Here is a 14,844-nt window from a genome sequence, read left to right on the forward strand (position 1 = left end):
AATATAACTAAATTTGACGTGCAGCCATGTTACTCAATAAATAAACACCAAACAATCTCAAAGAACTGGTTGACATTAAAACAACAAAAAAATGAATTTTATGCTATGTTAATGTTAATGTAATTTGTACATCAGCTAAATCTAACACTTAGTTTTATATTAATTATATTGTCTATTGGCATTCAGATAGGTAAAATCGGCGCCTGAAAGCCATCTCTTAAACTTTATTTATTCTAACTAGGACAGGTTATGAAAAATCTATACTCTGAAAAACCTATTGTTGAGATATCAACGCCGAATAATAATAAATTGAGAGCAAGAAATGTCGTTGAGTGCTTTGCTAGTGCAAAATACAAAAAGCGCGAAGATGAGGCTAAACAAAAAGTTTACAAAGCAGCTAAAAGCTTGAATTGGTAACAATTTTTGTCATAATCCTTTGATAACACTTTTTATTAAGGGATTATTATGGCTAAGCCTGCTTCAAAAATTACAAACCTCGCTCAACAATCACCAGTTCAATCTGAAAATCCAACAACAATACCAACCGTCACAACTATAAAGCAAAGACGCTCCCAAGAACTTATAATAGGGCTCTGCGGCACAGTTGGTTCTGGTGTGCGTAGCTTACAGAAAACGTTAGCTACAAAATTAAAGGAATCAGGCTACTACGTCGAGCATATAAGACTTAGTGATTTGATTATTTCATCTCAAGATGATCCAAAAGCACTAGAAAATTTATCTGGTTTTGAACGATACGATACCCTACAAAATCATGGCGATGAGTTAAGAAAAAAGCATGGCGGAAGTATCTTGGCTGAGCTAGCAATACGAAAAATAACTATTTCAAGAGAAACTAATTTTGGTTCCGGTGAATCCCAAAATGTAGTTCGAAATCAAAAAAAAGCTGCTTATATTATTGATCAGTTAAAACACCCTGACGAAATCGACTTATTTAAAGAAGCCTATAGAAACAATTTTTATTTACTAGGCTTGCTTAGAACCGAAAATGAAAGGCGCTCTAACCTTAAAGAAGAACAGATTAGTGATTCTGAAATTGGGCAATTAATCGAACGTGATAGGAAGGCTTCTCAATCTCATGGCCAACATGTAGAAAAATCGCTGCATAAATCTGACTATTTCATCAGAAATATGACTAATGACAAGGCAATTGGTGAGTCCGTCATTAGGTTTATTAAGCTCATTCATGGCACAGAATTGATTACACCAACCAAAGATGAAACTGGTATTTATAGTGCATATTCAGCCTCATTAAAATCAGCGTGCCTATCTAGGCAGGTCGGAGCGGCTATTTGCGATGATGATGGCAATATTATTGCCACTGGGTGTAATGATGTCCCTAGATTTGGAGGCGGTTTATACAATGCGGAAAGTCCAATTGACCAACGCTGCTTCAACTATGGAAGGAAATGCTACAACGACAGTCATAAGTTGTTCTTAAAAAAAGAAATTGAACAAATTTTACAATCAAATAACGTTAGTGGCGCACCTGAAATCGCGACTCAAATATTAGAAGAATCCAAAGCAAAATCAATCATAGAGTACTCCAGAGCAATTCATGCAGAAATGGATGCGATAACAACTATCGCAAGAAATCCAAATACAAGCACTGTAGGTAAAACCTTATATTGTACAACATACCCTTGTCACGTCTGTGCTCGGCATATAGTTGCATCTGGAATTAAGAGAGTTGTATACATTGAGCCATATGAGAAAAGTTTAGCAACAAGCCTACATGGGGACACCATTTACCACCCTGATAATCAGACCAATGAATCTAAAGTGTTACTTGAGAATTTTGAAGGGGTATCACCATTAAGATACTCAAAATTTTTCAAATATAGTCAACGAAGAAAAAACAGTTCAGGTGAATTAATAGACTATATTGTGACTGACTCAGGTCATGTAGACTTCCAACACTTAGATGGTTATGGGGATTACGAATTGAAAATAGTGGACTTGGTAAATGAAAAAATCCCAGATTCAGAATAGTTCAAGATTTATTTAAGCCCACTCGCTTGGGCTTAATTGTTTAATCACCAAAATAAATCAATTTATTCACACTTTGACAAAAACCCAGCATCCCTTCGTTCTAACACGGCATGTATTTCAGCCAAGATGGCTAAGGCAATCGACTCTGGCAATTCGCCCCCAATATTTAAGCCAATAGGCCCATAAATAGGCATGGATGTTTGTTGTAATTGTAATTGTGCTTGTTTAAGTACCTTTTCTTTGCGGTGTGTTGGCCCTAATAAACCAATATATTTAGCAGTTGATGTTTGCAAAATTGCTAAAGCAGCGGCGTCAAATTGCAAATTGTGCCCCATCACCACGGCTGCATCTATATTTTGCAGCAGTTGATGTTCAGCCAATTGCTCTGGTGCTTGACGAATTATCTGCGTTGCCGCGGTAAAATATTGCGCACGTGCGTTGTTGGTTCTGTGATCAATTAAGCTTATCTGCCAACCTAAGTTACCAGCCATTGCCACGAGAGGCCTTGCATCTATGCCTGCGCCAAATATCGCTATATGCGGGACGGGTTTTAATTGGACATTCAATACATCACTTTGGATAGATGTTTTGTGGCTGTCGATAGACTTGTTCACCACTGCCAAATTAGAATTATCTGGTGCGGTGAGATTGATTTGATAACTAACGTTTTGTCTGCCCTGTAACAACTCCAACAACACTGGCAAATTATGATAGTGGTTTTGTGCGCTAACAGGCTGTAATAATATTCGTACCATACCACCACAACCTATACCAAGTTTCCAGCTAATGTCATCTTCTTCGCGCATATCATATTGAATAACCATGGCCTGTTGGTCATCCATCACTTTTTGTGCTTGGCGCATAATGTCAGCTTCTAAACAGCCGCCACTGAGCAAGCCAAAATACTGACCGAGGTTATTAATAAATAACATGGCACCTGCTTTGCGGTATGACGAACCTTGGGTTTCAATTATAGTACCCAGTACCCATTGGTATTGGTCTTTTTGTTGATGCCAATTGGTTAATAACTCAGTTAATTGGTTGGTCATGCAAAACTCCGCCACTGCCACTCATGAAAAATAAATCATCTTGTTTTTACATCACATATTAAATGGAAAAAGGGCTTCAATTGAAGCCCTTGTTAAAGGTTAACAAAATTCTTAATAAATTAGTGAGCTAATTCTAAGATACCCCAAACTTCAAGGTTGTTAACCGATACCACAGCATCACCATTTGCGTTAGTTGAAACCGCAACAGTTGAGCTTGAACCGTCTGGTAAGTGTAATTTCGCTGAAGTTACCCCTTGTGGGAAATAACTTGCAGGAATTGCCACTTCAACATTATTTAAGGTAGGTGTTACCCCACCAGCAAATGGACGGTTAATTAAGTGCACAACATAAGGCGCTGACGAATCAGTTTCGTGAATGCGAGAAACCGCAGATACAGTTTCGTTAGCAACACTACCGTTAATACTGACGTTAATTTGTAAACCGTCTATTGTGCCGCGTTGACCAATATGTCTAACTTTGCTGCCTTGCGCATCTAGCACTGCTCTTTGCTCAGGCGTTAAGTAGTTTAAGTCACCGTCATAGAAGATATGCTCAAACTTATCAAAGTCAGCTTGGCGTGGTACAACTGGGTAACCAGCATCACCAAACACCAACATGTCAAAGTTGATATTATCTTCGGTTAATATTTTCACGCTTGATTGAACTTGGTTACCACCGTCAATAAAACCAGCTTTCATTGACGAGTACATAGCATGTACATAACCCGCTTTCGAGTACGATGTATATCCATCCAACAAGTTAGCTTGCGCGCGAACAAATTGATAAATGTCACGGTAGTTATCTGCACCTGGCGACCAAGTCCAAACTTCGCCACCTACCCATACATTAGCAGGGACAGAGAATAAACCACCATATGCGTATGCTTGTGCAACCCAACCACGACCAAAGCGCGGAGCATTTTGAATACGAAGCTCATCAAACTCCCAAGGGTACGGGAAGTATGCTAAGGTTTTATCGACCGCTTGCGCACCTTTTAAGTGAACAAGAATATTGGTTGGTAACTCAGAAATTGTTGTTCTAGCACCTAAGTTCAACTCACCAGATAAGAAGGTAATATTCTCATTGAAGATATAACCACGCGACTCAAATAAGTGAGTACTTGCTCCAATTTCAATGTTAGGGCGCTGCTGGCGAATATACTCTAATACTTCAGCAAACTTTTGGTTCCAAACGTCACGGTTAAAGTAAATGAAATCTTCCAACATTGGAATGTTGCCAGATATGGTGTCCCCTGCGTTCGTCCATTCGGTATGCGTTATACCTTGTGATCGCAAATAAGCTCCATAGTCGAAGGTATTAATGTCGTTAATACCCATAGAAGCTAACTGTGCACTGCTATACTTTTTCGACAACCATACACGGAAGTTTGCCATTGCATAAGGCGAGAAGTCTCCACCAAAAGTACGCATGTCGGTTGATCGTGTTGAGTTGGTTTGCGTATCAAACATCAACTTATCAGGGTTTGCTTTTAATAATTGGTCAACTTGTGACTTCATAAATGGTACAAACGCTGGGCTGTGATTACTCAGCCAATTGTTGTTATAACCGTCATGGCTTAAATAACCCATGAATGTCATACGCACATTTCGGCCGTCTAATGTTTGTACATAGTGTGGTTGTGGATTAGTAGTGAATTCAGTAAACCAACCATAACCCCAGTCAAACTCACCACGTGCAGTGTATTCAAAACCTTCACTTTGGAAGTCATCAACTACATTAACCGCCCAATCCATGATGACAGTATCATCATAAAAGTCGTGTTCTGGTGGGTGACCCCAGAATGCACCTGTTGCGCCAAAATCATCAAAACCTTCTAACTCTCGGTTTTGTGGGTAGGTATACCAAACATCTGATTTTAATACTTTATTTGCTAGTGGAATTTGCACTGGCTCTTTTAAGTATTGTAAACCTGTTGCTGGACCATCAATTTCAGCCACTACATGATCGTTCGGGTTATATACACGCGGTTGTTTAGCTGTGCTGTCGCTCACTTTGGCAAAACAAACAAAGTCACCACTCCACTGCCAATCAGAACCACCAATTGCTTCGATATGAACAGTATGATTACCCGTGCTATCTACAACTAAATCACCACCATAGAGCTCGTATTCAGCCGCGATATCCCAACCCCCTGTACTGTCAAAATAACCCCAAGCAAAGGGTTCGGCGTCTATATCAATACGCGCGCCATAACTACCACCCGCAGGTGTAGACACAGTGATAAATGCACGATAAGTACCGGCTTCAAGGAACACATTATGGTATTTACCGAAGTCACCATTGGTTACCCAACCAACGTTTGTATCACCAGCAACAAAACCGTCGTTTGGATCACTGGCAACTCGGCCAACTGTGCCGGTTTCATCAAAGTGTTCTAATTCAATTTGAATGCCACATGGCGGAGGTAAAATTGGGTCAACCACAACTTGGCCACTTGATCTAAACATACTTGGGCTTAACGTACTTGGGTGAACAAAATTGCTGCCACCGTTTATATCAATACCAAAACCTATACCACTCACAGCGCCACTGCCGCCGTCTGCGTTGCCAAGACGTAATTCAAAGTCATGCCAACCTGGGGTTAAGTTTAAATCCGTTGTTTGTGATGAATTTTCCCAACTGTCGTTGGAAAGCACTAATTGGCCATCAATATATAAACGGACGCTGTCGTCTATGTGTTCGTAGAATGAGATATGACCATCCGCATCGTAAATTTCACCACGGAATACTTCGGTAGAATTACCACGAATGGCATCGTCTGTTTCTAACAAATCAGTTGTAACATCATAATTAGGTGGATTAGCAACATAACCTGCTTCGCCTGCAAAGTTCATCGCACCATCTACACGGCCAAATAATAAACCTTGTCCATTGTGATAATACTCATCTTCACCTGGCTCGCCACCGTTGCCCGGATCTCCACCATTGTTAGTTTCACAGCCTGCCGCATCTACTGGTGTTCCGGCTGGTGTATTCGGACATTGGTCAAGGTTATTGTTTACACCGTCGTTGTCGTCATCTAATTGTGACGCACCACAACCTGCACCATTAACAGCTTCACCTGCTGGTGTATTTGGACACATATCAACATTATTGTTGACGCCGTCGTTGTCTGAATCATTATCGACAGCAATTTCACAGCCATTGGCATCTACACTTGCGCCAGGTGTGGTGGATGGGCATTGATCAATATTATTATTCACCCCATCGTTATCATCGTCTAGTTGCGAATCACTACAACCATTTAAGTCTGTTGGTTCGCCTGCAGGCGTATTCGAGCAAGAATCTGAGCCATCCAATACACCGTCGTTGTCAGCGTCTTGAACTGGATCACCACCGCCATTGTCGCCATCTAAATTTGTAAATGTTAATGCATCACCAAACCATAACCAGCTAAATTCACCTGTCGAGCTTTGCGCTTGAACACGCACTGTATGGGTACCTGCAGTAACATATACCGAGCCAGCTAATTGGAATTCTTCAAATTCAGCTTGATTGCCTGTATGAACGGGAACTTCGTTAATTTCAGTACCATCAATAAATAATACCGCCGTTGCATGCGAGGTTTGCCCTGATGCCAACATTGATATGCTGTAGTTACCTGATGATGGGAAGTTAATTGTGTAGTCAACCCAGTCAGTTGTTTGCACACTATCAACAACAGTATGCTTGTCTTGTGGGTAACCACGTTCGCCAACTAACACGCCTTGTGCACGAGCATCGTCGCTACCTGTTGCATCAAATGCTTCCATTTGAATCACAAAAGATTCGCCGCTAGGAGGAGGCGTTGTACCACCGCCAGTTGGGCAGCCATTTGCGTCTACCGCAGTACCTGCAGGTGTACCAGGACATTGATCTTGGCTGTCGTTGACACCATCGTTATCTGAATCAGTAACAGGTGCAGAGGTTTGAGTTAATACGAAAGATTCTAAATTCCACTGCCAAGTAGAGCCTACCGCCAATAAACGAACAGTTGACGCCCCAGCAGGTAAATTAACCTTATGAGAAGGTGTTAAAGATTGGAAGTCATCCCAATGACCAAATGGCACAGCAACTGATCCTTGGCTTTGCCAAGTACCGTTTGAGTTGACTAAAACTTCAATATTAGGACCTGATTGAACACTGGTGCCAACAAAATATTCTATGCTGTATTCACCGCCCTGAGCGTTAATGTTGTAGTCAACAAAATCACCTGCGTTAACAAAGTTAATCGCACCTTGTCCATTAACGTTATAAATGGTTACCGGATTCGGCTGACCATCACTATAAGTTCCGCCTAGGTTATCAAAAGATTCCGCTTCCAATACTAGGACCTCTGCTTGTGTATGAGCTCCAAACAAAGCACACGCGAGTGCAATGCCTGAGCTCAGCAGAGGATGTTTAAGTTTAAACATCTCATTCTCCAAATTTTCTGTTGCGTTAGTAAGTTATTTAACAATTAATTGATAACAAAACTTAATTGGCAAAAATAGTCAGTTTACGACTACAGAGTGGTAAAATTTGTGTGATTTCCAGCTCTTTAATTTGCGTAATCAGATTAGTTTAATTAACACCAAAGAACAAGCACATTATTTTTACTTTATTGCAACAAAAACATAAACCTTTGATTTTAATAAATAAAAAACAAAAACACCCAACACTTAGATAACTGTTAACAATATAATGATATATATAAATAAAAAACAGTTGACTAAAACAAGTTTGGCGCAGGTACACACAGAGAGTATTTACAGGCAAATCTAAAAAATTGTATAAAAACAAATTGAGATGGATATTTGCAAGAAATAGGACTGCTCCGCAGCCCTATTTAACAAAGTATCAAACAGTCAGGTATTGATTGATAGGCAGCTCTCGATAACGTTTGCCAGTCGCGGTAAAAATGGCATTGACCAAGCTTGGCGCAACAGGTGGTACACCTGGCTCACCCACACCGCCTGGGTATGCGTCACTTTGAATGATAGCTACAGACAACTCAGGGCACTGCTGCATTCGTAACACAGGATAGTCGTGAAAATTAGATTGACTAACCGCACCTTGTTTAATATCAATGCGGCCCATTAACGCAAGTGATAAGCCGAAGATCATCGCGCCTTCAAGTTGCGATTCAACTCGATCAGGATTAACCGCAACACCACAATCAATCACGGAGTGCATGGCCAATACGGTTAATTTGCCATCTTTTACCTCAACCTTACTTGCAACGCCGACGTAACTGACAAAACTACGATGAATCGCCAAACCCCAACCTTGTCCCGCGGGTAAAGCTTCATCAAAATTAACGGTTTGCTCAAGTTTATCGAGTACAGCTTTGAAACGTTGGGTACTAATAGGATGACGCTGCAAACTTTCATCGTAATTTTTATACCCCTTAAAGCCATAGTCGGTTATCGGATCAATCAACCTGTCTTCAGCATATAACTGCCGCAAATATTTATGAGTCGGAATATTGTTCGCGTGCGCTAACTCATCAACAAAACTATGCAAAGCAAAGGCATGTGGAATATTACTAACCGAGCGCAACCAACCGATTCGCACAGGGTTTACATACCCTGACGATTCTCCCTGCAAGCTTTCAAGCTGAAACGGAATATCGTTAAAACCAAGCGACAACTCAACATCAAGCAAATCATCTGTTGAAGGCGCAAAGGTAGTTTTAATACTCGGCATAACTGACCGTTGTTGCCACGCGGTAATATTTGCGTGCTTATCAACCCCAGCTTTTATAAACGCAGTTGCGCCAGCATGGAAATAACCCATTTTAAGGTCATCTTCACGTGTCCAAACAACTTTGACCGGCTTGCCAAGTTTCTTGGATAAATACACAGCTTCACAAACAAAATCAGCTTTAGATTTTCGTCCAAAACCGCCACCTAATAAAGTAACATTGACTTTAATTTGTTCTGGCTTTAGCCCAACCATACCAGCAACATTATCCATAACCGCTTGTGGATTTTGTGTCGCAGCCCATATTTCACAGCTTGTGTCTGTAACTAATGCCGCAGCTGCTGGCGGCTCCATTGGTGCATGCGCTAAAAACGGTACCTTGTATGTCGCTTCTAAAATTTGTTCTGCTTTAGCAAAGCCAGCGGTAATATCCCCTTTTTCAGCGCTGCGTTTAGCTGGATTTTGCGCTTTACTGGCCATATCAGCGAACGCTTGTTCGCTATCAAAATCTTTATTTTCGCCTAAATCCCATTCAATTTTTAGCGCTTTGCGACCTTGATTGGCCGCCCAAGTATTGGTTGCGATAACAGCAACACCGCTACCAGCACTAAATACCACTGGCTTAACGGTTTCTGGCATATTAATTACATCAACCACACCCGGAATTGCTTTTGCGCCTGAGGCATCGAAAGATTTAACCTTGCCATACAGCACAGGACAACGCTCGATACTAGCCACCAGCAACCCATCCAATTCCACGTCGATACCGTAAGTTGCTTTGCCTGTTGTCATATCATGCAAATCAACGATTGGTACAGGCTTAGTAATGTATTTAAATTGCTCTTTGCTTTTAAATGTTAGTTTGGCAACATTCGGTATCGGCTGCTTAGCCGCAAGCTCTGCTAAATCACCATAATTTAGGCTATTGCCATTAGTTAAATTAAATACCTTATGCTGTTTTGCCTGAACCTGAGAGACGTCAACTTGCCAGTATTCAGCCGCAGCTTGTTCTAACATAGTTCGAGCGGATGCGCCGATTTCTCGCAATTTTGAGTAGAATTTGCGAACACTAGTTGAGCCATCAGTGTTTTGACTGCCATAAGCTTTGTCACCCAAACCTTGAACAACGTTGATTTTTTCCCAATCAACATCCAACTCATCGGCAATCATTTGAATCACGCCGGTTTTGGCGCCTTGGCCCATTTCCGACCTATGGTTAATAATGTCCACACGATTGTCTGGCCGAACTGATACAAATATATTCAGCTTGTGTGCTTGATTGTTTTTGACAAACATAGCTTGCGAGCTATTACTGCTGCTCGAGCAACCCAACAACAACCCACCACCAGCGACGCCAGTTAAAGTTAAAAATTCACGTCGGTCCAATTTAAAGGTGTTCATGATTTAGCTCCTTTATTTTGGTTCATCACCTTCGCGGCATCTTTAATCGCTTGTTTTATCCTTGGATAAGTACCACAACGACAAATATTACCCGACATTGCGCTATCAATATCTTGGTCTGTTGGCGTGGAATTATTGCTGAGTAAATTTAACGCCGACATAATTTGCCCTGACTGACAATAACCACACTGAGGAACATTATTCTCACGCCACGCAATTTGGATTGGATGGTTGCCTTGCTCATCGACCCCTTCAATTGTGGTCACTTCAGAATTCTTTGCAACGGCAACTGGGGTAATACAAGAACGCATAGGTTGTCCGTTTACATGTACTGTACACGTCCCACATAAACCTTGACCACAGCCAAATTTAGTACCTTTTTTGCCTAGTAGATCTCTAAGCACCCATAATAATGGCATCTCATCTGGTGCATCTACCTGATGTATTTGATTGTTTATTTTAAGTTCCATATTTTACTCTCGCGGCTCAATTGGTTCAGCTTAAATGTATATTGTCTACAAAAACAACAATACAATAACCTGTTGTAAGACGAGAGTAAAATTTTAGTAAAAATTAGCTTAGGTTGTAATGGTCTAATACAAGCACACACCTTAAGCAGCTAGTTTAAAACTGTCTCTGGTTCTATCGGAGCACACCATCAATGTGCGTTTTTTTAACTCAAGTGCGCCAGCTTATACCGAGTACTCCTCCCCCCGGCTTCACTTTTTACCAAGCAACCAAGCTCGACCAAAGCGGCTAAATGACGAGAAGCGGTTGGCTTACTCACTTTCGCTACTTTATGGTATTGCGACGTATTAATGCCTTGGTCAAAATCTCCATCAAGCATTCGATTGAGCACTTTTACTTGTTCCGAGGACAGTCGCGTTTGATCGACATTTCGCCAGAAGTTTGTTTTAAAAACCGTTTGGTCGATTTCTTCGATCACATTGGTGAATGTTTCACCTAAGATGTTTAAAAACCACATAAGCCAAGCGGTAATATCAAGTTCACCTTTCTGGGATTGCTCTAATATTTCGTAGTAGCTTTTACGGTTGGCTAAAATCGCCACTGACATTGCATAAAAACGGACAGATTGACGCTCAGCCTGGGCCAGCGCCAAATCAGTGAGTAAGCGGGTGATCCTGCCATTGCCGTCATCCAAAGGGTGGAGCGTCACGAACCAAAAGTGCGTGATCGCAGCCCTAAGCAAAGGGTCTAAAGCGGGGTCCTCACGAGAGTCATTAAACCAGCGAATAAACACGTCTAGTTCTGACTCAAGCACATCTCGGCTCGGTGCTTCAAAATGCACCGTGGGTTTATCAATCCTGCCCGACACAACCTGCATAGGCTCTTCGCCGCGCAACTGCCCTCCTATAACAGGATTGAACAAGGTGTAGCCCTCAGGAAACAGTCGTTCATGCCACTGCAATATCCTCTCAAGTGAGAGCGGCGAGTCTAAATTATCCACCGCATCTAGCATTATTTCTGCTAAGCCATCAGTGCGTTCAGTAGTTGGAAATGGTTTTTCTTCAGAAAGACCAAGCTTATTGGCCAAAGACGAGCGAACAGAAAAAGCATTGAGCTTCTCACCTTCAATGGCACTCGAATGAATAATGTTCGCCAATAGCGTGTCTAACATACTTTGCCTTTGGTCTTTAGATTGGCTCGACATCTTGCCCAACAACATTCCTTGGTGAAAGCGAATGTCGCGTAACTTGGGTTCAATGACTTTTTCATCCCAGATAAAGTTCGGCCAGTCAGCTTGTTGCCAGATCCACATCTTGTCGCCTTTTGATTTAAATAACAGCCTATTCAAATCATATTATGATTTGAATAACCCCCACAATCAAATCTAATTGTGATGCGAATAATACAGATATTCATATCATATTTCGATATTTCCAGCCTTTCTTAGTAGCCATTACACCTTATATGATTCATTGTTTTTGGTCGAATGATCGGATCATGGTGCGGGCATTTAGTTCCCGCCTATTTAATTTTTCTTATCCAGAACTCAGGTTAGATTAGTTCGGATAGGCTCAGATAAAACTGGCCATTGGCAAGTGCAAGAATAAAGCAAAGGGCTCATGGAGCCCTCAATATTGTTTTGTAGAAGAGGAATAAAGTTTCATACTAAACATCCCATTAACCCTGTTCGTACCGATTTAGATTAAATGTGTTCAAAAATAAACATTAATACTATTTGCTACTACCAAGCGTGAATCGTTCTACAACTGAGAATTAAAGTATCACACTGTTGTAACTCATTTTTGGACAAAAACAATCTAGAGGCGAAGGACGGATCTGTGCCAATTGCAGAATCTGCCTTTAAAATTTTCAATGTCAGCTACTGGTGACAAGCAGACATTTTAATAACTCAAATTTTGCATAAGTAGTAGGTCTGGTAAGCTGGAAGCGCACCTGACAATGTCATTATAAACTGGGGCCGCACCCGACATTTCGGCAGTTGAATAAAAGTGTTGATTTTGAACAAGGCGCACTTGGGGTAAACCCGCATGTAGGATGTTGTGGGGACTGAGGGGTAGATACCCTCGGCTACCCGACTATATTTTTTAACATAGCTCGATGAAACCTGATTTTGTTAGGCATTTAGCCTCCCATTCTTGGCGGTAGAATGTCAAATTTTGGCACATCACTGGGGAAGATTGCCCATGATGGTGCTGAAGAGGCGTAGATTGACATTTTAGGAGTAAAAATATTATTTTTCAGTGAAGTTGCTGATACTGAGTAAAAATTACCCGCTGTTACCTCAGCACACAGAACAGAACTACAACTGGTACAGAAATGATAAATTACCTTTTTTCCTGAGTCCCCTGTTCGCGTATATGATGAAGATGTGCCTTTTGTTAATTTAAAACTATTTTTTGGCACCCAAAGACCAAACCACTTATCTGAGCCAGTGAGCGCTTGACACTCCTTGCAATAACAAAAAATGGAATTCATAGGGTCGCCTTCAAAGCTAAATTCAACGTCGCCGCATATACAGCTTCCAATATGTTTCTCCATGTTATCTCCAATTTGATTGATGCCTAGCGTAGTATGGGAAACTCAATATTCAGATTTAGTTTCCCTGCGAAAGATGAGGCTTCATACTAGGCTAGATTTTATATATGATAAAGAACATATATAAAAACAGAGAAACTCATACCAATGCCCTATACAAAGACTCACAAAAATAGCACCCGTGAAAGAATCCTTGAAAGTTCCTTCAGGCTATTTGCAATGAAAGGTTTTGAAGGGGTTACTATTGATGGTTTGATGAATAATTGCGGGCTTACCCGAGGCGCTTTTTACGCACACTTTAAAAGTAAAGCGGAGCTTTACAGTGAGGCATTAAAATTTAGAGCTAGCAGCACTAAACTTGCTAACCTTAAGCCAGAGGGTATATCTAACAAACAGTGGTTGTCTTTGCTGCTAAATAACTACCTGAGCTTGGAGCATGTAAAAGGAGAGCTCTCTTTATCTTGTCCGTTAGCGTTCCTAGCAACAGACATCAATATGCAGGATACAGCAATAAAAGAAGCTTATGCCGATGTTTACTATGGGATGAATACAGCGATCATGGAGTACGCGAGTAGCTATTGTGATTGTGACGAGCAAGATATTTTTTCGGTAACAGCAATGATGATTGGTGCCGTAGCTATAGCCAGAACTCTTCAGAGCCAAGATTCCATTGAGAATTTGTTAGCTGCGTGCCGACGAGAAGCAGGTATAAAGTTGGGGGGAATATAGCGCCACAATTACCGGCCTCCACTTAAATACTTGTCTCGCTATTTATATCTCGGTGTGATTTTTGAAAAAATATTCTTGCTTTGGATAACCACAAGGTGCTTGCCCCTGTTGCCACAATGAAATGCTGTGCACTGGTGTTATACGCAATCGAATAAATGTTGTGACGAGTTAAAACAAGGAGGTGTCCACGACCGCATGGATGATGGTCCGCCACAGCACTAAACAAACTAAAAGGAGCAGAAACTTATATGAAAACAATGTGTTAATAATATCGGCCGAAAGCGGTCTAGCGACACTCGCCTTGAAAAAAGTCACCCATGACGACTAATCTATTTATTTCCTTATATAAGCAGAACTCAGCACCGGGCTTGTTCAACAATAGGATTAAGTTGCGGCTTCGCGCAACATATCCTTATTTATTATATGTATTATTCACCGCGCCAAACGAATTCTGCTTCTTGAGTTATTTTATTAAATGCCGTTTCGTCAATATTACCTTTAGCAAAGCGTTTTTCTGCATCAACTATTTTGAGGTAATATTCATATTCGATTGCAGCGAGAACATACCCTAGTTTTCTTTCCGTTATTTTACCGTTTTTAAAGTGGCTCATCGCCAGCTTTTTATTCCAAGACTCACCTTCAGGAGGCTTAGGGAGAGTATAATCTCGATCTAAAGGGAGAACGCCAGAAACTTTATAGCCTTTATCAATAAAACCCTTAGCGCACTGATATAGCATATAATCAATAGAGTCTTCTAACCCATAAAAATGTAGATAATAACCAGCAGTACATTCTCCTACCTCTTTACCATTATCATCAACAAGATGAATTACTCTGTTAGAACAACCAATGAGAGAAAACAACAAGAAAAGTGAAATTACTATCTTAGAATACATGACAAAACCTGATATACATATAACGAGACTGTAGAAAAACCCAAATACCA

Annotated in this window: 10 protein-coding genes; 3 read left to right on the forward strand and 7 right to left on the reverse strand. The window is 41.0% G+C overall.

Features of this window, described 5'->3' with window-relative positions:
- Positions 1-249: 249 nt before the first annotated feature.
- Positions 250-417, forward strand: coding sequence for a hypothetical protein (locus DS2_RS20595; protein WP_160168580.1), 168 nt, complete (start codon positions 250-252; stop codon positions 415-417).
- A 48-nt stretch (positions 418-465) separates the two neighbouring features.
- Positions 466-2,010 (forward strand): anti-phage dCTP deaminase, encoded by a 1,545-nt coding sequence (locus DS2_RS15810; RefSeq protein ID WP_035015820.1) that lies wholly within the window; start codon positions 466-468, stop codon positions 2,008-2,010.
- Positions 2,011-2,072: 62 nt separating this feature from the next.
- On the opposite strand, the gene DS2_RS15815 is transcribed toward DS2_RS15810, so the two are convergent.
- From DS2_RS15815 to DS2_RS15840, 6 genes are all read right to left on the reverse strand, one after another.
- Positions 2,073-3,059: an XdhC family protein gene (locus DS2_RS15815; RefSeq protein WP_035015823.1), complete on the reverse strand. Its 987-nt coding sequence runs from the start codon at positions 3,057-3,059 to the stop codon at positions 2,073-2,075.
- Positions 3,060-3,178: 119 nt separating this feature from the next.
- Entirely contained in the window at positions 3,179-7,474 is a 4,296-nt protein-coding gene (locus DS2_RS20465; protein WP_035015824.1) for a carbohydrate-binding protein, read from the reverse strand.
- Between the two features lie 424 nt (positions 7,475-7,898).
- Positions 7,899-10,145, reverse strand: a complete 2,247-nt coding sequence (locus DS2_RS15825) for a xanthine dehydrogenase family protein molybdopterin-binding subunit (RefSeq protein WP_035015826.1) — start codon at positions 10,143-10,145, stop codon at positions 7,899-7,901.
- Positions 10,142-10,615: a (2Fe-2S)-binding protein gene (locus DS2_RS15830; protein ID WP_035015827.1), complete on the reverse strand. Its 474-nt coding sequence runs from the start codon at positions 10,613-10,615 to the stop codon at positions 10,142-10,144. Before DS2_RS15830 ends, DS2_RS15825 begins: the two co-directional genes overlap by 4 nt.
- Positions 10,616-10,818: 203 nt before the next feature.
- Complete coding sequence (locus DS2_RS15835; RefSeq protein ID WP_035015829.1) at positions 10,819-11,925, reverse strand: Fic family protein; 1,107 nt, start codon at positions 11,923-11,925, stop codon at positions 10,819-10,821.
- Between the two features lie 830 nt (positions 11,926-12,755).
- Entirely contained in the window at positions 12,756-13,172 is a 417-nt protein-coding gene (locus tag DS2_RS15840) for a GFA family protein (protein WP_035015830.1), read from the reverse strand.
- Between the two features lie 144 nt (positions 13,173-13,316).
- Here DS2_RS15840 and DS2_RS15845 point away from each other — a divergent pair, with 144 nt between their 5' ends.
- Positions 13,317-13,898, forward strand: a complete 582-nt coding sequence (locus tag DS2_RS15845; RefSeq protein ID WP_035015832.1) for a TetR/AcrR family transcriptional regulator — start codon at positions 13,317-13,319, stop codon at positions 13,896-13,898.
- 428 nt (positions 13,899-14,326) lie between these two features.
- Here DS2_RS15845 and DS2_RS15850 read toward each other — a convergent pair.
- The coding region (locus DS2_RS15850; protein ID WP_326979555.1) for a hypothetical protein at positions 14,327-14,844 on the reverse strand (518 nt) is incomplete at its 5' end.

This window comes from Catenovulum agarivorans DS-2 (assembly GCF_000568405.1).
GTDB classification, from domain to species: domain Bacteria; phylum Pseudomonadota; class Gammaproteobacteria; order Enterobacterales; family Alteromonadaceae; genus Catenovulum; species Catenovulum agarivorans_A.

Coding starts and splice junctions, on each gene's coding strand:
- DS2_RS15825 (WP_035015826.1), bottom strand. CDS start 10,145: ATGAACACCTTTAAATTGGACCGACGTGAATTTTTAACTTTAACTGGC.
- DS2_RS15840 (WP_035015830.1), bottom strand. CDS start 13,172: ATGGAGAAACATATTGGAAGCTGTATATGCGGCGACGTTGAATTTAGC.
- DS2_RS15815 (WP_035015823.1), bottom strand. CDS start 3,059: ATGACCAACCAATTAACTGAGTTATTAACCAATTGGCATCAACAAAAA.
- DS2_RS15835 (WP_035015829.1), bottom strand. CDS start 11,925: ATGTGGATCTGGCAACAAGCTGACTGGCCGAACTTTATCTGGGATGAA.
- DS2_RS20465 (WP_035015824.1), bottom strand. CDS start 7,474: ATGTTTAAACTTAAACATCCTCTGCTGAGCTCAGGCATTGCACTCGCG.
- DS2_RS15810 (WP_035015820.1), top strand. CDS start 466: ATGGCTAAGCCTGCTTCAAAAATTACAAACCTCGCTCAACAATCACCA.
- DS2_RS20595 (WP_160168580.1), top strand. CDS start 250: ATGAAAAATCTATACTCTGAAAAACCTATTGTTGAGATATCAACGCCG.
- DS2_RS15830 (WP_035015827.1), bottom strand. CDS start 10,615: ATGGAACTTAAAATAAACAATCAAATACATCAGGTAGATGCACCAGAT.
- DS2_RS15845 (WP_035015832.1), top strand. CDS start 13,317: ATGCCCTATACAAAGACTCACAAAAATAGCACCCGTGAAAGAATCCTT.